General features: G+C 70.6%; 22 protein-coding genes. 11 read left to right on the plus strand and 11 right to left on the minus strand.

The annotated features are described in order from the left end of the window. The first annotated feature begins 9 nt into the window (after nt 1-9). From Sp245p_RS16970 to Sp245p_RS16995, 6 genes are all read left to right on the plus strand, one after another. Nucleotides 10-663, plus strand: a complete 654-nt coding sequence (locus Sp245p_RS16970; RefSeq protein WP_014197338.1) for an amino acid ABC transporter permease — start codon at nt 10-12, stop codon at nt 661-663. A gap of 35 nt (nt 664-698) precedes the next feature. After that, nucleotides 699-1,499: a transporter substrate-binding domain-containing protein gene (locus Sp245p_RS16975; RefSeq protein WP_014197339.1), complete on the plus strand. Its 801-nt coding sequence runs from the start codon at nt 699-701 to the stop codon at nt 1,497-1,499. A 142-nt stretch (nt 1,500-1,641) separates the two neighbouring features. Beyond that, a complete protein-coding gene (locus Sp245p_RS16980; protein ID WP_014197340.1) occupies nt 1,642-2,430 on the plus strand; it encodes an amino acid ABC transporter ATP-binding protein in 789 nt (262 codons plus the stop codon). Nucleotides 2,431-2,455: 25 nt separating this feature from the next. Further along, on the plus strand, nt 2,456-3,394 hold the full coding sequence (locus tag Sp245p_RS16985) for a 2-hydroxyacid dehydrogenase (RefSeq protein WP_014197341.1): 939 nt from the start codon (nt 2,456-2,458) through the stop codon (nt 3,392-3,394). 12 nt (nt 3,395-3,406) lie between these two features. After that, nucleotides 3,407-4,459 carry a LacI family DNA-binding transcriptional regulator gene (locus tag Sp245p_RS16990; RefSeq protein ID WP_109138699.1) on the plus strand — a complete coding sequence of 351 codons (1,053 nt, stop codon included), beginning with the start codon at nt 3,407-3,409 and terminating at the stop codon, nt 4,457-4,459. A gap of 27 nt (nt 4,460-4,486) precedes the next feature. Beyond that, nucleotides 4,487-5,251, plus strand: a complete 765-nt coding sequence (locus Sp245p_RS16995; RefSeq protein WP_014197342.1) for a 2-keto-4-pentenoate hydratase — start codon at nt 4,487-4,489, stop codon at nt 5,249-5,251. A gap of 176 nt (nt 5,252-5,427) precedes the next feature. On the opposite strand, the gene edd is transcribed toward Sp245p_RS16995, so the two are convergent. Next, a complete protein-coding gene (gene edd, locus Sp245p_RS17000; RefSeq protein ID WP_109138860.1) occupies nt 5,428-7,227 on the minus strand; it encodes a phosphogluconate dehydratase in 1,800 nt (599 codons plus the stop codon). Nucleotides 7,228-7,258: 31 nt separating this feature from the next. Next, nucleotides 7,259-7,810 carry a gluconokinase gene (locus tag Sp245p_RS17005; protein ID WP_052584366.1) on the minus strand — a complete coding sequence of 184 codons (552 nt, stop codon included), beginning with the start codon at nt 7,808-7,810 and terminating at the stop codon, nt 7,259-7,261. Nucleotides 7,811-7,928: 118 nt separating this feature from the next. Between Sp245p_RS17005 and gntR the strand changes: the two genes are divergently transcribed. Both gntR and gndA read left to right on the plus strand, forming a co-directional pair. After that, a complete protein-coding gene (gene gntR, locus Sp245p_RS17010) occupies nt 7,929-8,987 on the plus strand; it encodes an HTH-type transcriptional regulator GntR (protein ID WP_211101731.1) in 1,059 nt (352 codons plus the stop codon). Between the two features lie 97 nt (nt 8,988-9,084). Then, complete coding sequence (gene gndA / locus Sp245p_RS17015; RefSeq protein WP_052584367.1) at nt 9,085-10,527, plus strand: NADP-dependent phosphogluconate dehydrogenase; 1,443 nt, start codon at nt 9,085-9,087, stop codon at nt 10,525-10,527. 111 nt (nt 10,528-10,638) lie between these two features. Here gndA and Sp245p_RS17020 read toward each other — a convergent pair whose 3' ends face one another. From Sp245p_RS17020 to Sp245p_RS17030, 3 genes are all read right to left on the minus strand, one after another. Continuing rightward, a complete protein-coding gene (locus tag Sp245p_RS17020; protein WP_014197348.1) occupies nt 10,639-11,439 on the minus strand; it encodes an oxepin-CoA hydrolase, alternative type in 801 nt (266 codons plus the stop codon). Then, nucleotides 11,436-11,867, minus strand: a complete 432-nt coding sequence (locus Sp245p_RS17025; protein ID WP_014197349.1) for a PaaI family thioesterase — start codon at nt 11,865-11,867, stop codon at nt 11,436-11,438. The genes Sp245p_RS17020 and Sp245p_RS17025 overlap by 4 nt, the downstream gene beginning before the upstream one ends. A 74-nt stretch (nt 11,868-11,941) precedes the next feature. Further along, entirely contained in the window at nt 11,942-12,922 is a 981-nt protein-coding gene (locus Sp245p_RS17030; RefSeq protein ID WP_014197350.1) for a S1C family serine protease, read from the minus strand. Between the two features lie 213 nt (nt 12,923-13,135). Here Sp245p_RS17030 and lysM point away from each other — a divergent pair, with 213 nt between their 5' ends. Together lysM and Sp245p_RS17040 are read left to right on the plus strand one after the other, a co-directional pair. Continuing rightward, nucleotides 13,136-13,621, plus strand: a complete 486-nt coding sequence (lysM, locus tag Sp245p_RS17035) for a peptidoglycan-binding protein LysM (RefSeq protein ID WP_014197351.1) — start codon at nt 13,136-13,138, stop codon at nt 13,619-13,621. A gap of 158 nt (nt 13,622-13,779) precedes the next feature. Then, nucleotides 13,780-14,667 (plus strand): regulator of G-protein signaling domain-containing protein, encoded by an 888-nt coding sequence (locus Sp245p_RS17040; protein ID WP_014197352.1) that lies wholly within the window; start codon nt 13,780-13,782, stop codon nt 14,665-14,667. Nucleotides 14,668-14,670: 3 nt separating this feature from the next. Here Sp245p_RS17040 and Sp245p_RS17045 read toward each other — a convergent pair whose 3' ends face one another. The 6 genes from Sp245p_RS17045 to Sp245p_RS17070 form a co-directional block, all read right to left on the minus strand. Beyond that, nucleotides 14,671-15,423: an ABC transporter permease gene (locus tag Sp245p_RS17045; protein ID WP_282187299.1), complete on the minus strand. Its 753-nt coding sequence runs from the start codon at nt 15,421-15,423 to the stop codon at nt 14,671-14,673. Continuing rightward, nucleotides 15,420-16,358, minus strand: coding sequence for an ABC transporter ATP-binding protein (locus Sp245p_RS17050; RefSeq protein ID WP_014197354.1), 939 nt, complete (start codon nt 16,356-16,358; stop codon nt 15,420-15,422). Before Sp245p_RS17050 ends, Sp245p_RS17045 begins: the two co-directional genes overlap by 4 nt. Then, nucleotides 16,355-17,527 carry an ABC transporter permease gene (locus tag Sp245p_RS17055; protein ID WP_014197355.1) on the minus strand — a complete coding sequence of 391 codons (1,173 nt, stop codon included), beginning with the start codon at nt 17,525-17,527 and terminating at the stop codon, nt 16,355-16,357. The genes Sp245p_RS17050 and Sp245p_RS17055 overlap by 4 nt, the downstream gene beginning before the upstream one ends. 17 nt (nt 17,528-17,544) lie before the next feature. Continuing rightward, nucleotides 17,545-18,465, minus strand: a complete 921-nt coding sequence (osmF, locus tag Sp245p_RS17060; protein WP_014197356.1) for a glycine betaine ABC transporter substrate-binding protein OsmF — start codon at nt 18,463-18,465, stop codon at nt 17,545-17,547. 116 nt (nt 18,466-18,581) lie between these two features. Continuing rightward, nucleotides 18,582-19,667, minus strand: a complete 1,086-nt coding sequence (hemH, locus tag Sp245p_RS17065) for a ferrochelatase (RefSeq protein ID WP_211101738.1) — start codon at nt 19,665-19,667, stop codon at nt 18,582-18,584. Between the two features lie 122 nt (nt 19,668-19,789). Continuing rightward, nucleotides 19,790-20,518 carry a GntR family transcriptional regulator gene (locus Sp245p_RS17070; RefSeq protein ID WP_109138863.1) on the minus strand — a complete coding sequence of 243 codons (729 nt, stop codon included), beginning with the start codon at nt 20,516-20,518 and terminating at the stop codon, nt 19,790-19,792. Nucleotides 20,519-20,785: 267 nt separating this feature from the next. On the opposite strand from Sp245p_RS17070, the gene Sp245p_RS17075 reads away from it, so the two are divergent. Continuing rightward, a complete protein-coding gene (locus tag Sp245p_RS17075) occupies nt 20,786-21,817 on the plus strand; it encodes an ABC transporter ATP-binding protein (RefSeq protein ID WP_014197359.1) in 1,032 nt (343 codons plus the stop codon). The last annotated feature ends 3 nt before the right edge of the window (nt 21,818-21,820 follow it).

The following is a 21,820-nucleotide window of genomic DNA, read 5'->3' on the forward strand; positions in this document are numbered from 1 at the left end:
GGCCGAGCCATGATCCGCGCCTTCAGTTACAACGAATTCCTCTTTCTTCTCAGCGCCGTGCAATGGACGCTGGCGCTCTCGGCCATCGCCTTCATCGGCGGGGCCACCGTCGGGCTGGTCATCGCGCTGGCCCGCACCTCGGACATCAAGGCGGTGCGGCTGGCCGCCACAGGCTACATCCAGCTGTTCCAGGGCACGCCGCTGCTGATGCAGCTCTTCCTGGTGTTCTTCGGCGCCACGGTGATGGGGCTCGACCTCAACCCCTGGGCCGCCGCCGCGCTGGGCCTGACGCTCAACGCCAGCGCCTTCCTCGGCGAGATCTGGCGCGGCTGCATCCAGGCGGTGCCCCGCGGCCAGTGGGAGGCCGCCTCGGCGCTCGGCCTGCGCTATCCGGGGCTGATGCGCTACGTGATCCTGCCGCAGGCGGTGAAGGTCGCGGTGCCGCCGACGGTGGGCTTCCTCGTGCAGCTCATCAAGAGCACGTCGCTGGCCGCCATCATCGGCTTCACCGAGCTGACCCGCGCCGGGCAGATCGTCAACAACGCCACCTTCCAGCCCTTCCTGGTGTTCGGGATCGTGGCGGTGCTCTACTTCCTGATGTGCTGGCCGCTGTCGCTGCTCAGCGCCCGTCTGGAGCGGCGCTACGCCCTCGCCACCCGCTGATCGTCTCCTTTCATAAGAACCGTGAGGAAACCCCAATGACCCTGTCGATCACCCGCCGCCTCGCCGTCGCCGGCGTTATGATGGCTGCTGCCGTCGCCCTGGCCGTTCCGGCCGCCGCCCAGACCGTCGACGAGATCAAGTCGAAGGGCAAGCTGACCATCGGCATGCTGGTGGACTTCCCGCCCTTCGGGATCACCACCGCCGACGGCAAGCCGGACGGCTACGACGCCGACGTCGCCAAGCTGCTGGGCAAGCACATGGGCGTCCCGGTGGAGATCGTTCCGGTCACCGGCCCGAACCGCATCCCCTACCTGCTGACCAACAAGGTCGACCTGCTGGTCGCCTCGCTGGGCATCACCCCGGCGCGCGCCGAACAGGTGCAGTTCTCCGAGCCCTACGCCGCCATCGAGATCGGTCTGGTCGCCCCGGCTAACACCAAGATCAAGGAGGCCGCGGAGCTGTCGGGCAAGCGCATCGGCGTCGCCCGCGCCAGCACCCAGGACAACGCCCTGACCGCCGTCGCCCCGAAGGACGCGCGCATCATGCGCTTCGACGACGACGCCAGCGCCGTTCAGGCCATGCTGTCGGGTCAGGTGGACGCGCTGGGCCTCAGCAACGTGGTCACCAAGGAGATCAAGAAGCTGGCCCCGCAGGCCAACTACGAGATGAAGTTCGTGCTGAACCGTCAGGTCCAGGGCATCGCCATGCGCAAGGGCCAGGACGCCCTGCTGAAGTGGGTCAACGAGTTCATCGAGACCGCGAAGTCGAACGGCGAGCTGAACGAGGTCCACAAGAAGTGGCTGGGCACCGACCTGCCCCCGCTGACCAAGTCGTAACGTCGTAACTCCCTCTCCCCTCCGGGGAGAGGGCTGGGGTGAGGGGGTTGCGCTTTTGCCGGACGGTCCGAGACGCGCATCCCCCTCACCCTCCCCTCTCCCCGGAGGGGAGAGGGTTTAAATAGAGCAGGAGGAGTCCCCCATGGCCTCGGCTTACGATACCACGGACGTCCCCGCGCCGCGGCCGGTCAGCGGCGAGGTCGTCATCCGGATGGCCGGCGTCCAGAAATGGTACGACAGCTTCCATGTGCTGAAGGACATCGAACTGGAGGTCCACAAGGGCGAGCGGATCGTCATCTGCGGCCCCTCGGGCTCCGGCAAGTCCACGCTGATCCGCTGCATCAACCAGCTCGAGAAGCACCAGAAGGGCACGATCACCGTCAACGGCGTCACGATCGACGCCCACCACCGCCACCTCGATCAGGTGCGGCGCGACGTCGGGATGGTGTTCCAGCAGTTCAACCTGTTCCCGCACCTGACCGTGGTCGAGAACTGCATGCTGGCGCCCATGCGGGTGCGTGGCACCTCCAAGCAGGAGGCGCGCGACATCGCCATGAAGTATCTGGCGCGCGTGCGCATCCCGGAGCAGGCGGACAAATATCCCGGCCAGCTCTCCGGCGGGCAGCAGCAGCGCGTCGCCATCGCCCGCTCGCTGTGCATGAACCCCAAGGTCATGCTGTTCGACGAGCCAACCTCGGCGCTCGACCCCGAGATGGTCAAGGAGGTCCTCGACACCATGATCGGGCTGGCCGAGGACGGCATGACCATGCTGTGCGTCACGCACGAGATGGGCTTCGCCAAGTCGGTCGCCGACCGCGTCATCTTCATGGACCGCGGCGAGATCGTCGAGCAGGCCACCCCCGCCGAGTTCTTCACGAACCCGAAGTCCGAGCGGACCCGCAACTTCCTCGGCCAGATCCTTACCCACTGAGCCCACCCCACGAAGGACGCTTTTGATGAAGCCGGAGATCCTCCTCGTCGAATCCATGATGCCGGACATCGAGGCGGCGCTGGACGCGGGCTACACCGTCCACCGCCTCGCCGGGGCGCCCGACCGTGACCAGCTTGTCGCGGAGGTGGGGCCGCGCGTCCGCGCCGTCGTCACCGGCGGCGGCACGGGCGTCAGCAACGCGATCATGGACGCCTGCCCGAACCTGGGGATCGTCGCGATCAACGGCGTCGGCACCGACGCGGTGGACCTGAAGCACGCGGCCGGCCGCGGCGTCCGCGTCACCAACACGCCCGACGTGCTGACCGACGACGTGGCCGACCTCGCCATCGGGCTGATGATCGCCGGATCGCGCCGCATGATGGTCGGCGACCGCTTCGTGCGCGCCGGGCGCTGGCCGGGCGGAGGGCTGCCGCTGGCCCGCAAGGTCACCGGCAAGCGACTGGGCATCCTGGGGCTGGGCCGCATCGGGATGGCCATCGCCCAGCGCGCCGCCGGATTCGGCATGGACATCGCCTACACCAACCGCAAGCCGCGCAGCGACGTGCCCTACCGCTTCGTCGCCTCCCCGGTCGATCTGGCGCGGGAGAGCGACATCCTGATCGTCGCCGCCTCGGCCGGCCCGGACGCCCGCAACATGGTCAACCGCGCGGTGATCGAAGCGCTGGGGCCGGACGGGCTGCTGGTCAACGTCGCCCGCGGCGCCGTGGTGGACGAGCCGGAACTGGTCGCCGCTTTGGCCGACGGGCGTCTCGGCGGGGCCGCGCTGGACGTCTTCGCCAACGAACCGCACGCGCCGGAAGCCCTGTTCGGCCTGGACAACGTCGTCCTGCAGCCGCATCAGGCGAGCGCTACGGTGGAGACGCGCATGGCCATGGGCAATCTGGTGCTGGCGAACCTGTCGGCCTTCTTCGCCGGCCAGCCGCTGCCGACCGCCGTCGTCTGAATGGCGGCGTGAATGACCATCCTCGACGAGCGCGGCGGACCGGCCCGCATCACCCTGACGGAGGTGGCGCACCACGCCGGGGTGTCGCGGTCCACCGTCTCGCTCGTCCTGCGCGGCAGCCCGCTGGTCGCCGCCGAGACGCGGGAGCGCGTGCAGGCCGCCATCGCGGCGTTGGGCTACGTCTACAACCGCGGCGCCGCGACGCTGCGCGCCGCCCGCACCGACACGGTCGGGCTGCTCGTCTGCGAGATCAACAACTCCTTCTACGGCGAACTGACCGCCGGGGTGGACGACGTCCTGGGTGAGCAGGGGGTCGTCGCCTTCCTCGCCAACACCGCGGAATCGGGGGAGCGGCAGGACCGCTACCTCCAGCGCATGCGCGAGCAGAATGTGGACGGGGTGATCATCTGCCCCGCCGCCGGCACCGCGCCGGCCCTGCTGGACCGGCTGCGCCAGTGGCAGCTTCCCGTCGTCCAGGCGCTGCGCTTCATCTCCGCCCGCGAAGGCGATTACGCCGGGGTCGATTATGAGTTCGGGATGGAGATGGTGACCGAGCATCTGCTGCGGCTCGGCCATCGCCGCATCGCCTTCGTCGGCGGCAACCTGTCCCACTCCGCCTTCGCCGGGCGCCGTGTCGGCTTCGCCGCAGCCCTGCGCCGCCACGGCCTGACCCCGGACCTGGTCGTCCGCTGCCCGGCCACCCGCCGCGGCGGGCTGGACGCGGTGGGGCCGCTGATGGACCTTGCCGACCCGCCCACCGCGATGCTTTGTTACAACGATCTGGTTGCTTTCGGCGTGATGCTGGGGCTGGAGGCCCGCGGTCTGCGGGCTGGACGGGACATCGCCGTGACAGGGTTCGACGATATGGCCGAAGCGGCGATGAGCCGCCCCGCCCTGACCACCGTCGCGACCTCCGCCCGCCAGATCGGGCAGGATGCCGCCCGCCTGCTGCTGCGCCGCATCGCCGACCCGCAGGGCGCGCCGGAGCGCGTGATCCTGCCCGCCCGGCTGGTCATCCGCGAGTCCTGTGGCGCCATGAGAGTCCAACTCGACAAGCACCAATAACCAAAGAAAAGCGAAGGCCCGAAGATCATGCCCGATGAGATGAACAACGCCGCATTCAGCGATTCCGTCGACGCTCTGATCCAGGCGCGGAAAAACCGCGACTGGCTGTCTGCCCTGCCGACCCGCCCGACCAGCGAAGCCGAGGCCTACGCCATCCAGGACGCCGTGGCCCGCCGCCTCGGCCCGGTGGTCGCCTGGAAGGTCGGCGCCCGCACGCCGGACACGGAGCCGTTCCGCGCGCCCATCCACGCCGACACGCTGTTCTTCGACACCACGACGCTCCCCGCGGCGGACTATCAGGTCATCGGCATGGAGGCCGAGATCGCCTACAAGTTCGCCAAGGATCTGCCGCCCCGCGCCGAGCCCTACAGCCGCGAAGAGGTCCTCGACGCCGTCGAGTCCGTCCATCCCGCCTTTGAGATCGTCGACACGCGCTTCGCCGGCTTCGGCTCGCAGGACGGGCTCAGCCACATGGCCGACCAGTTCAACCACGGCGCCCTGGTCGTCGGTCCGGCCATCGCTGACTGGCGTTCGCTGGAGCCGCTGAAGGAGCGGGTCGCCCTGGTCGTCGACGGCGAGACGAAGGCCGACACGGTCGCCGGCAACTCGGCGGGCGAGCCGGTGCGGCTCCTGGTGTGGATGGCCAACACCGGCGCGGTCAGCCTGGGCGGCCTGAAGGCCGGCGACGTGGTGACCACCGGGTCGCACGTCGGGACCGTCATGGTCCCGGCGGGCAGCACGTCGGTCGCCGTGTACGGGACGATGGGCACCTACGAGCTGACGGTGAAGTGATCGGACTGCCCTGGCGCCGACCAGGGCAGCTTTTACAACCCTCTCCCCCCTGGGGAGAGGGTGGCCCGGAGGGCCGGTGAGGGGGTTGTGCATGGCGGTACGTCCGGCACACGCGCATCCCCCTCACCCTGACCCTCTCCCCAGAGGGGAGAGGGAACCTGCAATAGGACCGCCCCTCACCCGAACACCGACGCCCCGGCCTCGGCGCTGCCGACTGCCCGGCGGAACACGCCGAACAGCTCCCGCCCGCAGCCGACACCAGCATCCGCCGGCGCGTCCGCCAGCGAGCGCGCGGTCCATTCCGCGTCGTCCACCAACACCTCCAGCGTGCCGCGCTCGGTGTCCAGCCGCAGCACGTCGCCGTCCCGCACCCGCCCCAGCGGCCCGCCCGCCGCGGCTTCCGGCGTGACGTGGATCGCCGCCGGAACCTTGCCCGACGCTCCCGACATCCGCCCGTCCGTGACCAGCGCCACGCGATAGCCGAGATCCTGAAGCACGCCCAGCGGTGGCGTCAGCTTGTGCAGCTCCGGCATGCCGTTGGCCTTCGGCCCCTGGAAGCGCACCACCACCACCACGTCGCGGTGAAGCTCGCCGCGGCGGAAGGCGGCCTGCACCGACTCCTGGTCGGTGAAGACGCGGGCCGGCGCCTCGATCACACGGTGGTCGGGCTTCACGGCGGAGACCTTCACCACCGCGCGCCCCAGCGGCCCGCTCAGCACGCGCAGCCCGCCCTCCGCCGCCATGGGCGACGACACCGGAGCCAGCACGGCGGGGTCGGCGCTCTTGCCGACCGCCGCGCCGCGCACCAAGTCATTCCCCTCCAGCCGCAGCGGGCGGCGGTAGGCGGTGATGCCCTCCTCCTCCCACACGGTGGCGGCGTCGCCATGAAGAAGCCCGGCGTCGGTCAGTTCCCCGATCAGGAAAGCCATGCCGCCCGCCGCCTCGAAATGGTTCACGTCGGCGCTGCCGTTCGGGTAGACGCGGGCGAGCAGCGGCACCACCGCCGACAGTTCGGCGAAATCCTCCCAGGTCAGGGCGACTCCCGCCGCCGCAGCGATGGCCGGCAGATGCAGCGTGTGGTTGGTCGAACCGCCGGTCGCCAGCAGCCCGACCACCGCGTTGACGATGGCGCGCTCGTCGACGATCTCGCCGATGGGCGTGCGCAGGCCGACCACCCGCCGCGCCGCCGCATCGGTCAGCGCGTCGCGCAGCGCCGTGCCGGGGTTGGCGAAGCTCGCCCCCGGCAGATGCAGCCCCATCATCTCGACCAGCATCTGGTTCGAATTGGCGGTGCCGTAGAAGGTGCAGGTGCCCGGCGCGTGATAGGACGCGGACTCCGCCTCCAGCAGCGCGTCCTTGTCCAGCTTGCCCTCCGCGTATTGCTGGCGGATGCGCCCCTTCTCCTTGTTGGGCAGGCCGGAGGGCATCGGCCCGGCGGGCACGAAGACGGTGGGCAGATGGCCGAAGGACAGCGCGCCGATCAGCAGCCCCGGAACGATCTTGTCGCAGACACCGAGGCACAGCACGCCGTCGAAGGTGCCGTGCGAGAGGGCGACCGCCGTCCCCATGGCGATGACCTCGCGCGAGAACAGCGACAGCTCCATCCCCGGCTCGCCCTGGGTGACGCCGTCGCACATGGCCGGCACGCCGCCCGCCACTTGCGCCACGCCGCCCGCCGCGCGCACCGCCGCCTTGAGCCGCTCCGGGTAATCGCCGTAAGGCTGATGGGCGGACAGCATGTCGTTGTAGGAGGTGACGATGCCGATGGCCGGGGTAGAGCCGCCGCGCAGCGCCGCCTTGTCCTCCGCCGCGGTGCAGCCGGCGAAGCCGTGCGCCCGGTTGGCGCAGCCCAGCGCCAGACGCCGCGGCCCCTGCGCCGCCGCGGCCCGCAGCCGCTCCAGATAAGCGGCGCGGGTGGGCTGGCTGCGCTCGCGGATGCGGCGGGTGACGGCGTCGAAGACGGGATGGAGACTCATCATGGCGCGGTCCTTCCAGACGGCGGATTGTTCAGGCGACGGAAGCGATCCGGGCGGACACGCGGGCGGCGATCTCCGCCGGGCTGGAGTCGATGTCGCAGACGATGCCGAGTTCTCCAGACTCAAGCGGCTCCAGAGCGGCGAACTGGCTGTCGAGCAGGGTGGTCGGCATGAAATGGCCGGCGCGCAGGGCCATGCGCGCGTGGATGATGTCCCGGCTGCCGTCAAGATGAACGAACAGGACGCGCGTCCCGCCGGCGCTCAGCCGGTCGCGGTAGCGCCGCTTCAGCGCGGAGCAGGACACGACGATCGGCGCCTTCGCCTCCCGCGCCAGGGCGATGTGGGCGGCGATGGTGTCCAGCCAGCCCCAACGGTCCTCGTCCTGGAGCGGGATGCCGGCGGACATCTTCGCGATGTTCTCCGGCGGGTGGAAGCCGTCGCCCTCCAGAAACTGCCAGCCGAGCCGCCGGGCCAGTTCCTCCCCCACCGAGGTCTTGCCGCAGCCCGCCACGCCCATCACCACGATCGCGTCCACGGCCCCGCTTATGTTAGCGGTAACATCGGGAGACGGAAGAGCGCTCATACCGGTCGGTCCTCGAAACAAAATGGCTGGGGAGAGATGCGCATGTTACCGCTAACAAACGAGGCTTGTAAAGGCCAATCCGCCGCGGGATAATGGCCGCCGGACAACTGGAACGCTGATGACCGCCACCCCCCGCAAACCCCGATCCTCGCGCAGCGGGCGCGCCACCATGGCCGACGTCGCCGCCGCCGCCGGGGTCAGCGCCATGACCGTGTCCCGCGCCCTGCGCCGGCCCGACACGGTCAGCGAGGAGGTGCGCGCCCGCGTCGAGGAGGCGAGCCGCCGCCTGGGCTTCGTGCCCAGCCGCGTGGCCTCGGCGCTGGCCTCGGCGCGGACGATGACGGTGGCGGTGCTGATTCCCTCTCTGACCAACGCCGTCTTCATCGACCTGCTGGCCGGCGTGCAGGAGACGCTGAGCCCGCAAGGCTACCAGCCGCTGGTCGGCATCACCGGCTACGGCCCGGAGGCGGAGGAGCGCGTGCTGCGCACGCAGCTCGCCCACGATCCGGACGGGGTGATCCTGAGCGGGCTCGACCACACGCCGGGCACCTGGGACCTGCTGCGCGGCCTCACGATCCCGGTCGTCCACACCATGGATCTGGCCGCGGAGGTTGAACACAGCGATTGCCCGGTGCAGACGGTCGGCTTCTCGCAGTTCGACGCCGGCTACGCCGTCGGCGCGCATCTGGCCGCGCGGGGGCGGCGGCGGATCGGGTTGATCGCCGGGCAGCTCGACCCGCGGACGCGGCAGCGCTGCGACGGCTGGCGGCAAGCGCTGCGCGACGCCGGACGGCACGACCCCGCCTTGGAGCTGATGGTGCCGGACGCCACCTCGGTCGGGCTGGGCGCGGAGCTGCTGGAACGCACGCTGGCCACCCACCCGGACACCGACGCGCTGTTCCTGTGCAACGACGATCTGGCGCAGGGCGCGCTGTTCCAATGCGCGCGGCTCGGCATTCCGGTGCCGGAGCGGCTGGCCGTCGCCGGCTTCAACGATCTGGCCGGGGCGGCCTGGACCGTCCCGCCGTTGACCACCGTCGCCACCCCCCGCCGCGCCATCGGCGTGGAGGCGGCCCGCCTGCTGATCGCAGGCATGGCGGACCGGACACCGAAAAGCCGGGAAAATCCACGCCGCGTGGATCTGGGCTTTCGCCTGATGGTCCGCGAGACCACTTGAGAGACCGCAACCGACCCCCGCGCCGCGGGGCGTCATCAAAGTGCCACCCCCGCACCGCGGGGGGATCATCAAAGAGAATGTACGGGAGTTCGTTGTGATGGTGCAGGGCAACTCGACCAGGACCGGGGCGGAAACCACCGCCGTCGGCTCGGCCGACATCGCCGTCCTCGGCCTGGGCGTGATGGGGCGCAACCTCGCCGCCAATCTGGCCGACCACGGGGCCGTGGTGGCGGGCTACGACCTGGACGAGGGGCGTCGCGGCGCCTTCGCCGCCCAGGTGGCCAACGCCGTCCCCTGCGCGTCGGTGGAGGAATTGCTGGGCGCGCTCAAGGCGCCGCGGACGATCCTGATGATGGTGCCCGCCGGCGCCCCGGTGGACGAGCTGACGGCCGCCCTGCTGCCCCGCCTGTCGCCGGGCGACGTGCTGATCGACGGCGGCAACTCCCACTTCCGCGACACCAACCGCCGCGCGGCGCTCGCCGCCGCGGCGGGCGTGCGCTTCGTCGGGCTGGGCGTGTCGGGCGGCGAGGAGGGAGCGCGGCGCGGTCCCGCCCTGATGGCCGGCGGCGACGCCGAAGCGCTGGCCCCCGTCGCCCCGCTGCTGGCCGCCATCGCCGCCCGCGCCCCGGACGGCGAGTCCTGCTTCGCCCGCGTCGGGCCGGAGGGGGCGGGCCACTTCGTGAAGATGATCCACAACGGCATCGAATACGCCGACATGCAGCTGATCGCCGAGGCGTATCATCTTCTGCGTGAGATCGGCGGCTGCTCCTACGAGCGTCTGGCGGACATCTTCGCCGACTGGAACAGCGGGGAGCTGGCCTCCTACCTGATGGAGATCACCACCGACATCCTGCGCACCAAGGACGGCGAGAGCGGCGCTCCGATCCTGGAGGTGATCCGCGACGCCGCCGGCCAGAAGGGCACCGGCCATTGGGCGGCGACCACCGCGCTGGAGCTGGGCATGCCCGCCCCGACCATCGCCGAGGCGGTGCACGCCCGCTGCCTGTCCGCCCTGAAGGACGAGCGCGTGCGCGCCGCCGAGGCGCTGGCCATCCCGCACGCTCCCTCCACGGAGGATCTGGTCGCGTCGGTCGGCGACGCGCTGCTCAGCGGACGGATCGCCGTCTACGCCCAGGGCTTCGCGGTGATCGCGGCGGGCAGTCGGCAGTTCGGCTGGGATGTCGATCTGGCGGCGGTGGCGCGCATCTGGCGCGGCGGCTGCATCATCCGCGCCCGCCTGCTCGACCGCATCCTGACCGCGCTGAACCGCGCGCCGGAACTGCCGAACCTGATGCTGGACCCCGACATCGCCGGCCTGATGACCCGCGGCGATGCCGGCTTCCGCCGCGTGGTGGCCGCCGCGACGCTGGCTGCAGTGCCGGTTCCGGCGATGGCTTCGGCCCTGTCCTACTGGGACGGCTACCGCAGCGGCCGGCTGTGGGCCAACATGATCCAGGCCCAGCGCGACTATTTCGGCGCCCACGGCTATGAGCGCACCGACCGTCCGGGCATGGTGCACACGGAGTGGAAGGTGGGGTGACACCCCGCACGGGCCCCCACCCTAACCCTCCCCCGCTGGGCGGGGGAGGGAATTAAGCTCCCTCCCCTGCGATAGCGGGGGAGGGCTGGGGTGGGGGCCCGACTCGCCCACTCACCCCTTCGGAAACACCGGCGCCCGCTTCTCGAAGAAGGCGGTCACGCCCTCCCCGGCCTCGTCGTTGAACAGCGATTCCACGAAGGCGTCGCGCTCGCGGTCGAGTTGGTCGGCCAGCCCGCCATAGGCGACTTCCAGCAGCCCCTTGGCGCGGCCCAGCGCGGCGGTCGGGCCGGCGGCCAGCCGCTCCGCCCAGGCGGTCGCCTCGGCCAGTGCACCGCCCGGGGCGGTCAGCCGGTTGATCATGCCAAGCTGCGCCAGACGCGGCGCCCCGACGCGCCCGCCCTCGAACAGGATCTCCGCGGCGAGCTGCGGCGGCAGCGCGCGGGCCAGCGACGCCGTGCCGCCGCCGTCGGAGGTCAGCGCGACCTTGATGTAGGACAGGGTGAACACCGCGTCCTCCGCCGCGACGATCAGGTCGCAGGCCAGCGCCAGCGGGAAGCCCGCCCCGCCCGCCGGCCCCTCGACCGCGGCGATCACCGGCTTGGGGCAGGCGCGCAGGCTGCGGATCATGGCGTGGAAGCTCTCCACCCCCGCCCGCACCGACTCGCGGTCGCCGCCACGCGCCTCCTTCAGCCATTTCAGATTGCCGCCGGAGCAGAAGGCCCCCTCGGCGCCGGTCAGCACCACCGCCCCGACGCCCGGGTCCGCCGCCGCCGCGTCGAAGGCGGCGCGGGCCGCCTCCATCAACGCCGGGCCGATGGAGTTGCGGGTGGCCGGGTCGTTGATGGTCAGGCGCAGGACACGGCCGTCCTGCGCGATGTCCAAGCCGGTCTTCTTATCGTTCGTGTCGGTCATCGGGGCGTTCCCTCCGGATTTTCACTTCCCGGAGCATACTTGAACATTCCCTCGGCGGACGCCAGCAGCGCGCCATCGTCCTTGCGCCGCACCTCGCCCCGGCAACCGACGATCTTGCGTCCGCCGCCCAGCAGCGTGCCGCGGGCCACCACCGTGCCCTCCGCCACCGCGCCCAGGAAGCTGGAGGACAGCGACAGCGTGACCACCCGCCGCGAATGGCCGGGCACCGTGCAATGGGTCGCCGCGAATCCCATGACGGTGTCGAGCAGGGTCATCAGCGCGCCGCCGTGCAGGACGCCACCCCGGTTGCGGTGCTGAGGAGCGATAGTCAGCTCCACCTCCGCCACGCCGTCCTCCCAGCGCACCAGCGTGTAGCCGAGCAGAGTCTGGAAGCCGGAGGCCGGTTCCCCCTTCATCAAGTCGTCCATAAAAGCGCTCTCCAACCCGTCTTCTTGGTTCTGAGGCGCCAGTGTCGCACAGAATCATCGCACAGATGGGCGTGTCAGTGCCGCCGCGCCGCCTTCAAAAAGCGCTCGCGGTCGCTGGAGCCGACGCGCATGTCGAAGACGTCGCCCTCCCGCTCCATGGTCAGCGGCACGTCGACCCCGGCCGGGCCGAGATTCCACAGGGCGCGGTAGAAGTCGGCCAGCGAGCCCACCGGCTGCCCGGCCACCGCGCGCACCACGTCGCCGGCCCGCAGTTCCGCCCGCTGCGCCGGCCCGTCGCCGGCCAGACCGACCAGCACCACCCGCTCCCGCTCGTCCTGCGTGGCGTAGAGGCCGAGCCAGGGGCGCGGCGGGTCGCTGACCTTCCCGCGGGTCATCAGATCGTCGAGGATCGGCTTCAGCAGGTCGATCGGCACGTTCATGTTCAGCGGCAGGACACGCTCCTCCGGCGCCCGGTACTGGAGCTGGAGCGAGCCGATGCCCAGCAACTCGCCCCCCGCCCCCAGCATCGCCGTGCCGCCCCAGTTGGGATGGGCCGGCAGGGTGAACAGGGCGTCGTCGATCATGTATTCCCAGTAGCCGGCGAACTCCTGGCGGGCGACCACCCGCGCGGTGATGGACCGCTCGCGCCCTCCGGCCCCGGCCACCACCACCGGGTCGCCCAACTGCACATGGCGCGACGAGCCGAGCATCAGCGCCGGCACGCCCAGCGGCGACAGCGCCTGCACCAGCCCGAATCCGCTGGTGTGGTCGTAGGCGACGACATGGGCCTGCACCGCCCGCCCGTCGTTGGTGGTCAGCCAGACTTCCTCGGCCTCCGCGATCAGATAGCCGATGGTCAGGACCAGCCCGTCCTCGCGGATGACGGCGCCCTGCCCGGCGCGCTCCGTGCCCAGAACGCCGGCGGTGTAGGCGTCTTCAGGAACGCTGGCCCGCAGCCCGACCACGGCGGACAGCGCCCGGTCCAGATCATAGGCCAGATCATCCGGGTCGGGCTGGTATTGCGGCGGAATCCGCCAGTCGTCGGACGGGTTCATCGGCGGCTCCTTTGCGCAGGGGACGGTGTGATCCTCTCCCCTTTCGGCGTGATTCTCTATGACGTTATTTGGGCTCCGTGGCCTTATTTGGGAAGTCGAACGCGCCTGCTAAGCCCGGCGTTCCTACCCCCCTCCTCCGCGCGTGAAACCAGCGAGCCGCAGCGATGTTGTTCGGGATCGCTTCACCATGGCGACCAACCGAGGGAGGACATGATGGGCCTGTTCGATTTCTTCCGCCGCGATCACGGCGAAAAGGTCGGTGCCGCGGACAACCCGACCGCCGACGAACTGAAATCCCACCTGACGCAGGTCGGCCTGCCGACCAACGGGCTGGACATCCAGGTCGCCGACGACACGGTGACCGTGCGCGGCAGCGCCGCCTCGCAGGAGGAGAAGGAGAAGATCGCGGTGGCGCTCGGCAACGTGAAGGGCGTGTCGCGGGTCGACGACCAGACCGCCGTCATCGCCAAGGACCAGAGCGCCGGCGGCCCGGACCAGCCGACCGTGCCGCCGACCGAGCAGCCGGCCAGCCAGACGCAGTTCCACACGGTGGAGAAGGGCGACACCCTGTCCGCCATCGCCAAGAAGGTCTATGGCGACCCCAACCGCTACAACGCCATCTTCGAGGCGAACAAGCCGATGCTGAAGGACCCGAACAAGATCTATCCCGGTCAGGTTCTGCGCATCCCGCCGCAGTAAGGGCACGCCATTCCGCGGCTGGAGGCTCCCGCCGCGGAATCGGTCCGCAAAGGTGCAGATCGCGCCGGACTCTCCCGTCATTCCGACCGATCTCGAATTGCTCCGCCCAAGCCGCTCCGGCAGGCTCCCCGCCACGAACCGGCAAGGAGGAGCAGGCCATGAAGATCATCGGATACCCGGACGACCTCATTCCGCGGGTGGCGTCGGCCAGCCTGGGGACGTACCGGACCCGGCAGGAATGCGCGGATCTGCTGGCCGGGATGGCCGACGCGGAGAAGGCGTTCGGCTCGATCACGTGGCACAAGGTGATGCTGCTCGCCCTCACCAAGCCGGAGCCGTTGGACGAGGACACCATCCACGTCTACGAGAGCGAGGTGGACAACGCCATCGCCCGCGTGTTCCGCAAGATGAAGATGCTCAACACGCTGGCCGCCGCGGCCTCCAAGGATCTCGGCGCCCTGGCGAAGGCGAACCCGAAGGACGCGGTGGCGAAGAAGGCCCTTGCCGCCACCAAGGCGGTGCCGGGCGTCACAGCCAAGCTGGTGAAGGTCCTTGAGGATGCCATCGACAAGGACCGCAAGGACATCAAGGCCCGCTTGGCGAAGGATGAGGCGGCCCATGAAAAGCAGCGCAAGGCGGCCGAAAAGGCGGCGCAGCAAAACAACGGCGGCCAGTTCGTGAACCCCTTCCAGGGCAAGAGCCTCGCGGACATCCTGAAGAGCAGCAAACTGACGCTGCTGCTGCACGCCTGCGCCGAGAAGGAACACAACGGCGAGAACATCGAATTCCTGTCGATCACGCGCAAGGGCGTCGACCAGCGGGGGGCGCTGAAGCTCTACAACCTGTTCATCGACCCGAACGGCGCGAAGAGCCTGAACATCACGGCCCAGCAACGCAACGATTTCTCCAACGGGATCGGCACGGGCACCTATGTGGCGGCCCTGAAGGACATTCGGGAGCATGTCGAGCTGGTCGTCAGCCGGGACACCCTGAAGCGCGCCCAGGAACTCGGCGAACCCGCCCTGCGCAAGCTCGGTTACAAGTGACCCTCAAACAGCATTGGGCCGCCAGCGGGTCAGGCGCGCCGCCAGCCGGTCGAAGCCGGCGTCCAGCACCACCGCCAGGGCGGCCACGATCACTGCCCCCTGGATGACGTAGGCGGGGTTGGAGCCGTTCAGCCCGACGATGATCGGCAGGCCGAGCGTCTTCGCCCCGACCGTGGAGGCGATGGCCGCCGTGCCGAGGTTGACGACCGCCGCCGTCCGCACCCCGGCCAGGATCACCGGGGCGGCCAGCGGCAGCTCCACCCGCCACAGCATGGCACCCGGCCCCATGCCCATGCCGCGCGCCGCCTCGCGCACCGGCTCCGGCACCGACTCCAGGCCGGCCACGGTGTTCTCCACGATGGGCAGAAGCCCGTAGAGCGTCAGGGCGATCAGCGCCGGGGCCGGGCCGAAGCCGAGGACGGGGACGGAGACGGCCAGCACCGCCACCGGCGGGAAAGTCTGGCCCATCGCCGCCACCGCGTCGAGGATGCCGCGGAACTCCCGTCCGAAGGGCCGGGTCACCGCGATGCCCGCCGCCCCGCCGAGCAGAACCGCGATCAGGCTCGCCCCGCCGGCCAGCGCCAGATGGTCCAGCGTCAGGGCCAGGAAGCCGTCCGCCTCGTACAAGGGCCGGTCGAGCGCCGGGAAGGCGGCGGCGAACAGCGGCTTCAGCGCCGGCATCCCCAGCACCAGCGCCACCAGGACGAGCAGGCCCAGGACCAGCTGGTCGGTCAACAGGCTCCGCAGGCGGCTCACGGCCGGCCCGGCCCGCGCAGCAGGTCGGCGAGATGGAGCGTGCCCGCCAAGCGTCCCTGCCCGTCCGCCACGGGAAGCCGGTCGGTGCCGCGCGCCACCATCGCGGCCAGCGCCTGACGCAGCGACGCCCCCGCCGCCAGGGGATCGCCGGGCGCCGTTTCGCCGGGGCGCAACCGCTCCGCCACCGTTTCCACAGCCAGCCGCTTCAGCCCCCACTCCTCGCGCCCCACCAGATCGCGCACCCGGTCGTCAGCGGGGTCGGTCAGGATGTCGAGCGGCGTGCCGCTCTGCACCAGCCGCCCACGGTCCAGCACGGCGATCCGGCTGGCCAGCGCCAGCGCCTCGTCCATGTCGTGGGTGACGAAGACGATGGTGGTCCCGGTCGCCTTGTGGATCGCCGCCATCTCCGCCTGCAAGGCGCCGCGGGTGATCGGGTCGAGCGCGCTGAACGGCTCGTCCATCAGCAGGATGTGCGGCTCCGCCGCCAGCGCGCGGGCGACGCCGACGCGCTGCTGCTGGCCGCCGGACAGTTCGTGCGGGTAGGCGCCGCGGTAGCGCTCCGGGTCGAGATTCAGCAGGGCGAGCAGCTCCGTCACCCGGTCGCGCACCCGCGCCCTGGGCCAGCCGAGCAGATCCGGCACGGCGGCGATGTTGCGCTCCACCGTCCAGTGCGGAAACAGCCCGACGCTCTGGATCACGTAGCCCATGCGGCGGCGCAGCGTTTCCGGCTTCAGGCGGGCGATGTCCTCCCCCTCCACCCTGATGGTCCCGGCCTCCGGCGCGATCAGCCGGTTCATCATCCGCAAAACCGTGGACTTGCCGGAGCCGGACGGCCCGATGAGCACGCGGAACTCCCCGGCCGCCACGGTGAGGGACAGGTCGTCCACGGCGGTCCAGGCGCCGAACCGCTTGGTCACTCCCTCGAAGGCGATCACGCCGCCGTCCTCCCGAGTTGCGCCAACGCCAGCGCCGAGGCCAGCTTCAGCGCCGCGTCGGCGGCTACGGCCAGCAGGATCACCGGCACCGCCCCGAGCAGCACGAGGTCCAGCGCGTTGGCGAACAGACCCTGGAACATGATCGCCCCCAGCCCGCCGGCGCCGATCAGCGCCGCCACCGCGGCCAGCCCGACCGCCTGGACCAGCGTGATGCGCAGCCCGGCCAGGAACACCGGCAGGGCCAACGGCGCCTCGACCCGCCAGAAGATCTGGCGCGGTGTCATGCCGATGCCGCGCGCAGCCTCCCGCACCGGCTCCGGCACGCCGGCCAGCCCGGCGGCGGTGTTGCGCGCGATGGGCAGCAGCGAATAGAGCGTCAGCGCGATCACCGCCGGCACCGGCCCGACTCCGCCGATGCCCAGTCCCGGAAAGGCCGCGGCCAGCGCCGACAGCGGGGCCAGCAGCAGCCCGAACAGGGCGATGGATGGGATCGTCTGCACGACGTTCAGCACCGGGAAGACCAGCCGCCCCACGGCGGCGGAACGCTGCGCGGCGATGCCGAGCGGCACGCCGATCAGCAGGGTCGGCACCAAGGCCGCCGCGACCAGGGCGGCGTGGCGCAGCACGGCCCCGGCGAAGACATCCCTCTGGTTGGCGTATTCCTTCATGATCGACAACTGGTCGAGGTGCCCGGCGGCGAACTGCCCACCGATCAGCGCCGCCGCCAGAGCGCCCACGGCGACCCGCCCGGCGGGACCCAGCTCCAGCCGCCGCACCCCGTCGAGCACGGCGAGAAACGCCGCCGCCTCCATCACCCAGAAGCCCGCCCCGAGGGAGGTCCGCGCCGCCGGACTGGCCGTCGCGGCGAGCAAGGCGGCGTGTTGCCCGGCCAGCCAGACCAGCCCCGCCGCCGTCAGCACGCCCGCTCCGACATACAGGGCATTCACCGCCCGGCCCGGCCGCAGGAACGGCACGGCCAACAGCAGGGCGACCGGCAGCAGCGCCGCCGCGCTCCCCCCGGCGCCCGCCACCGCGCTCAGCGCGATGGACTTCCCCGACAGCAGCCGGTTGGGCGCGAAGCCAAGGAACGGCAGAGCCAGCGCCGCCGCCACGGTCATGGCGGCGAGCAGCAGGGCGACGCGGTTGTGGATCGGACGGACGCGGGTCATCCCGTCGGTTCAGGCCGTCAGTTCAGGAAGCCCTTCGACTTCAGGTAGGTCGTGGCGACCGTCCGCGGGTCCTGTCCCTCCACGGAAATCTTGGCGTTCAGCCCGCGCAGGGTCTCGGTGTCCAGGGACTTGAAGACCGGGTCCAGCAGGTCGCGGATCTTGGGATGGGCATCCAGCACGCCGTCGCGGATGGTCGGGGCCGGGGCGTAGACCATCTGCGCGCTCTTGGTGTCCTTCATGACCACGAGGTCCAGCGCGGCGATGGCGCCGTCCGTGCCGTAGACCATGGCGGTGTTGACTCCGGACGTGCCTTCCGCCGCCGCGCGGATGGTCGCCGCCGTGTCGCCGCCGGCCAGCACCAGGATCTGGTCGGGCTTCAGCGTGAAGCCGTAGGATTTTTGGAAGGAGGGCAGCGCCGCCGGGCTTTCCACGAACTCCGCCGAGGCGGCGAGCTTCGCCGTGCCGCCGGCACCGACCCAGCGGGAGAAATCCTCCATGGTGGCGAGGTTGTTGGGCGCCGCCACGTCACGGCGCAGCGCGATGGCCCAGGTGTTGTTCGCCGGGGCCGGGGTCAGCCAGACGATGTTGTTCTTGTCGCGGTCGAGCTGCTTCACCGTCTCGTAGCCGGCGGCGGCGTTCTTCCAGGCTGGATCGCTGTCGATGTTGAAGAAGAAGGCGCCGTTGCCGGTGTATTCCGGATAGACGTCGATCTCGCCAGCCAGCAGGGCGCCGCGCACGATGCGGGTGGGGCCGAGCTGGATCTTGTTCTCCACCGGAATGCCGTTGGCCTCCAGCACCTGCAGGATCATGGTGCCGAGCAGGCCGCTTTCGGCGTCCAGCTTCGATCCGACACGGACCTTGTCCGCCGCAGCGGCGCTCCCCGCCGTCAGCAGCGCACCCAGCGCCAGGGCGGCCACCGCCCGAACCACACGCCGCATCGCCCGCATCCTCCCAACCATCGTCCAATCTGTCCGTCCGCCAAGCATGGGGAAGCCGGGCCGCCGCGGCAACCCACCCTTTCCGCCTGTGCGGCCCTCCATTTTGGAGAAGGGGGTCACGCCGTGACGTGGTCCTCCGCGTCGCGCGCCGCCCGCGCCCCGGCGCCGTCCACCCAGCCGCCCAGCTCGCGCTCCACGAGGTCGGCCAGGAAGATGACGTGGTCGGGATGGTCGTTCAGGCAGGGGATGTAGGTGAAGCGCTCGCCACCGGCCGCCATGAAGGCGTCCTTCACCTGGAACTGGATCTCTTCCAGCGTCTCCACGCAGTCGGCGGAGAAGCCCGGCGCGATCACTGCGATCTTGGTCTTGCCGGCGCGGGCCAGCTCCTCGACCGTCTTGTCGGTGTAGGGCTTCAGCCATTCCGCCTTGCCGAAGCGCGACTGGAAGCTGTACTGCACCCGCCCCGGCTCCCAGCCCAGCCGCTCGGCCAGCAGGCGCGCGGTCTTCACGCAGAAGCAGTGGTAGGGATCGCCGCGGTCGAGATAGACCTTCGGCAGGCCGTGGAAGCTCGCCAGCAGGACGTCCGGCGTGTGGTCCAGCGCCGCGATGTGCCGCACCACCGAGCGGGCCAGCGCCTCGATGTAGCCCGGCTCGTCGTGGTAGGCGGGGACGGTGCGCACCGCCGGCTGCCAGCGCATGGTCATCAGCTGGCGGAAGGCCTGATCGTTGGCCGTGGCCGTCGTGGTCGCCGAATATTGCGGGTAAAGCGGGAACAGCAGGATGCGGTCGCAGCCCTGCTCCTTCAGCCGCTGGATCGCCGGGCCGACCGCCGGCTGGCCGTAGCGCATGGCCCAGTCCACCACCACGCTGTCGCCGTGCCGCGCCGCCAGCGCCGCCGCGACGCCCTCCGCCTGGGCGCGGGTGACGGTCTTCAGCGGGCTTTCGTTGCGCTCCTCGTTCCAGATGCTTTTGTAGGCATGGCCGCTCTTGCCCGGACGCACGGTCAGGATGATGCCGTTCAGCACCGGCCACCACACCGCCTTCGGCACCTCGATCACGCGGGGGTCCGACAGGAACTCCTTCAGATAGCGGCGCATCGACCAATAGTCGGTCGCCTCCGGCGTTCCGAGATTCATCAGAAGCACACCGACGCGGCGCGCGGAAACCGGCGGATGGTCGGCGGGCTTGGAAATGGGCTGCATGATGTCGGTCACCTCCATGTCGCGGCGGGCAGCATAATAGCGAGCCGAACCCATCGGAAGCAGCCCTTTGTCCCTATGCGGTCGATAGGGCCGGGCTATCCTCCGGCCGTTCGGACAGGCTCTTACGTGCGTTCGGCGAAAACGGATTTCAGATCGACCGCGCCGTCCGACCGCGCGTCGAGGTCGAGCTGCCGCTCCACCTCGTCGAGATGCTCCATCATCAGCCGCATCGCCGCACCGGGCGGGCCGGACTCCAGCGCCTCGACGAAGCGCCGGTGCTCGGTGGCGGAACAGGAGTGCGAGGACCGCCGCTCGAACGCCGCGATGGCGAGGCTGGAGCGGTCGATCAGGTCGGCCAGGATGCCGGCCAGCGTGGCGTTCCCGGCGAAGTCGGCGAGCAGTTGATGGAACTGACCCGACAGGCGGATCAGCGCCATGCGGTCGCCGGCGCGGTCGGCCTCCTCCTCCCGCGCCAGATGGGCGCGCAGCTTCGCCGACGTCTCGTCCGGCAGGGGACGGTGGATGCGCTCCAGCGCCTCCACCACGGCGCGCTCGATCACCCGCCGGGCCTCGAACACCTCGCGCGCCTCCCGCGCGGTGGGCTTGGCGACGAAGGCACCGCGGTTGGGGATCAGCGTCACGACGCGCCGCTGCGCCAGCAGCAGCAGCACCTTGCGCACACGCTCGCGGCTGACGCCGAACACCTCGGCCAAACTCTCCTCCGCCAGCTTGGTGCCGGGCGGCAGCCGGCGGTCGGCGATGGCCTCGCCGATGCTGCGGACGATGCGGGCCTCCGCCCCCTCCCCCCGCCCGCGGACGGCGCGGCGGGGGGCGCTCAGGACAGTTTTCATGATGGCACGGGCGCTGTTCAATTCGTTGCCGCGGATTGTGCACAAAACGGACCAGCGGACAAACGCGGTCGCCGCGCCCTGCCCATGCATCGGGCACAGCTCACCCATGCACAATTTCGCGCCATAGCGCTGAAATCCTGATCATTCGCCGATTTTCGCCGCCGGAAAGCCGCGGAATTCCGCCATTCACACGCTGGCATGGAACTTGCGGACATATTCGACAGCCGCAGCGGGACCTGCGGATTGTGCACAAAATCGGAGAGGGCTATGACCGCCAGAACGACCGCAGCCGGATCGCCCGCCACCGGATCAACCGTCGAACTGGTGAAGCTGCGCAAGTTCTACGGCTCCACCGTCGCGGTGGACGGCATCGATCTGCGCATCGCCGCCGGGGCCTATTGCTGCCTGCTCGGCCCCAGCGGCTGCGGCAAGACCTCCACGCTGCGCATGATCGCCGGGCACGAGGACATCTCCGACGGCGACCTGCTGATCGGCGACACGGTGGTGAACGGGGAGCCGCCGGCCCGCCGCGGCACCGCCATGATGTTCCAGAGCTACGCCCTGTTCCCGCACCTGGACTGCACCGACAACGTCGCCTTCAGCCTGAAGATGAAGGGTGTCGCGAAGGAGGAGCGGCGCCGCCGCGCGCGGGAGATGCTGGACCTCGTCCACATGTCCCAATACGCGGACCGGCTGCCCGCCCAGCTCTCCGGCGGGCAGCAGCAGCGCGTGGCTCTGGCCCGCGCGCTGATCACCCGGCCGGGCGTGCTTCTGCTCGACGAGCCGCTGTCGGCGCTCGACCCCTTCCTGCGCATCCGCATGCGCGAGGAGCTGAAGCGTCTGCACACCGAGCTTGGCATCACCTTCGTCCACGTCACCCACAGCCAGACCGAGGCGATGGCGCTGGCCGACCTCGTGGTGGTGATGAACCAAGGCCGGATCGAGCAGGCCGGCCCGCCGCGCGAGGTCTTCAACCAGCCGCGCACCGCCTTCGTCGCCCGCTTCATCGGCGGCCACAACGTGGTGGAGGACGCCGCCGGCCGCCGGGCCGTGCGGGCCGACCGCATCCTGCTCGGCCGGCCGGCCAGTGCCGATCACGGCACCGACCACCAGCTCGAAGGCACCGTCCGCGCGCTGGAGTATCACGGCGCGTCGGTCCACCTGACGCTCGACGTGCCGGGTGCGGAGGACTTCGCCGTGGTGCTGGACGAATCCCGTTTCTACGACGCCCCGCTTGCCATCGGCGACCGCGTGACCGCGGGCTGGAAGGCGCGCGACGTCCACCCCCTGGTTGCCTGATTT

Source organism: Azospirillum baldaniorum (assembly GCF_003119195.2).
Taxonomy (GTDB): domain Bacteria; phylum Pseudomonadota; class Alphaproteobacteria; order Azospirillales; family Azospirillaceae; genus Azospirillum; species Azospirillum baldaniorum.

Bases quoted from the DNA above. Each gene is read 5' to 3' on its own strand.
- Sp245p_RS16975 (WP_014197339.1), top strand. From the start codon at position 699: ATGACCCTGTCGATCACCCGCCGCCTCGCCGTCGCCGGCGTTATGATG.
- edd (WP_109138860.1), bottom strand. From the start codon at position 7,227: ATGAGTCTCCATCCCGTCTTCGACGCCGTCACCCGCCGCATCCGCGAG.
- hemH (WP_211101738.1), bottom strand. From the start codon at position 19,667: ATGCAGCCCATTTCCAAGCCCGCCGACCATCCGCCGGTTTCCGCGCGC.
- Sp245p_RS17020 (WP_014197348.1), bottom strand. From the start codon at position 11,439: ATGACCGACACGAACGATAAGAAGACCGGCTTGGACATCGCGCAGGAC.
- Sp245p_RS17055 (WP_014197355.1), bottom strand. From the start codon at position 17,527: ATGACCCGCGTCCGTCCGATCCACAACCGCGTCGCCCTGCTGCTCGCC.
- Sp245p_RS17030 (WP_014197350.1), bottom strand. From the start codon at position 12,922: ATGAACCCGTCCGACGACTGGCGGATTCCGCCGCAATACCAGCCCGAC.
- Sp245p_RS17075 (WP_014197359.1), top strand. From the start codon at position 20,786: ATGACCGCCAGAACGACCGCAGCCGGATCGCCCGCCACCGGATCAACC.
- Sp245p_RS16990 (WP_109138699.1), top strand. From the start codon at position 3,407: ATGACCATCCTCGACGAGCGCGGCGGACCGGCCCGCATCACCCTGACG.
- gndA (WP_052584367.1), top strand. From the start codon at position 9,085: ATGGTGCAGGGCAACTCGACCAGGACCGGGGCGGAAACCACCGCCGTC.
- lysM (WP_014197351.1), top strand. From the start codon at position 13,136: ATGGGCCTGTTCGATTTCTTCCGCCGCGATCACGGCGAAAAGGTCGGT.
- Sp245p_RS16985 (WP_014197341.1), top strand. From the start codon at position 2,456: ATGAAGCCGGAGATCCTCCTCGTCGAATCCATGATGCCGGACATCGAG.
- Sp245p_RS17025 (WP_014197349.1), bottom strand. From the start codon at position 11,867: ATGGACGACTTGATGAAGGGGGAACCGGCCTCCGGCTTCCAGACTCTG.
- Sp245p_RS17040 (WP_014197352.1), top strand. From the start codon at position 13,780: ATGAAGATCATCGGATACCCGGACGACCTCATTCCGCGGGTGGCGTCG.
- osmF (WP_014197356.1), bottom strand. From the start codon at position 18,465: ATGCGGCGTGTGGTTCGGGCGGTGGCCGCCCTGGCGCTGGGTGCGCTG.
- Sp245p_RS16980 (WP_014197340.1), top strand. From the start codon at position 1,642: ATGGCCTCGGCTTACGATACCACGGACGTCCCCGCGCCGCGGCCGGTC.
- Sp245p_RS16970 (WP_014197338.1), top strand. From the start codon at position 10: ATGATCCGCGCCTTCAGTTACAACGAATTCCTCTTTCTTCTCAGCGCC.
- Sp245p_RS17070 (WP_109138863.1), bottom strand. From the start codon at position 20,518: ATGAAAACTGTCCTGAGCGCCCCCCGCCGCGCCGTCCGCGGGCGGGGG.
- gntR (WP_211101731.1), top strand. From the start codon at position 7,929: ATGACCGCCACCCCCCGCAAACCCCGATCCTCGCGCAGCGGGCGCGCC.
- Sp245p_RS16995 (WP_014197342.1), top strand. From the start codon at position 4,487: ATGCCCGATGAGATGAACAACGCCGCATTCAGCGATTCCGTCGACGCT.
- Sp245p_RS17005 (WP_052584366.1), bottom strand. From the start codon at position 7,810: ATGAGCGCTCTTCCGTCTCCCGATGTTACCGCTAACATAAGCGGGGCC.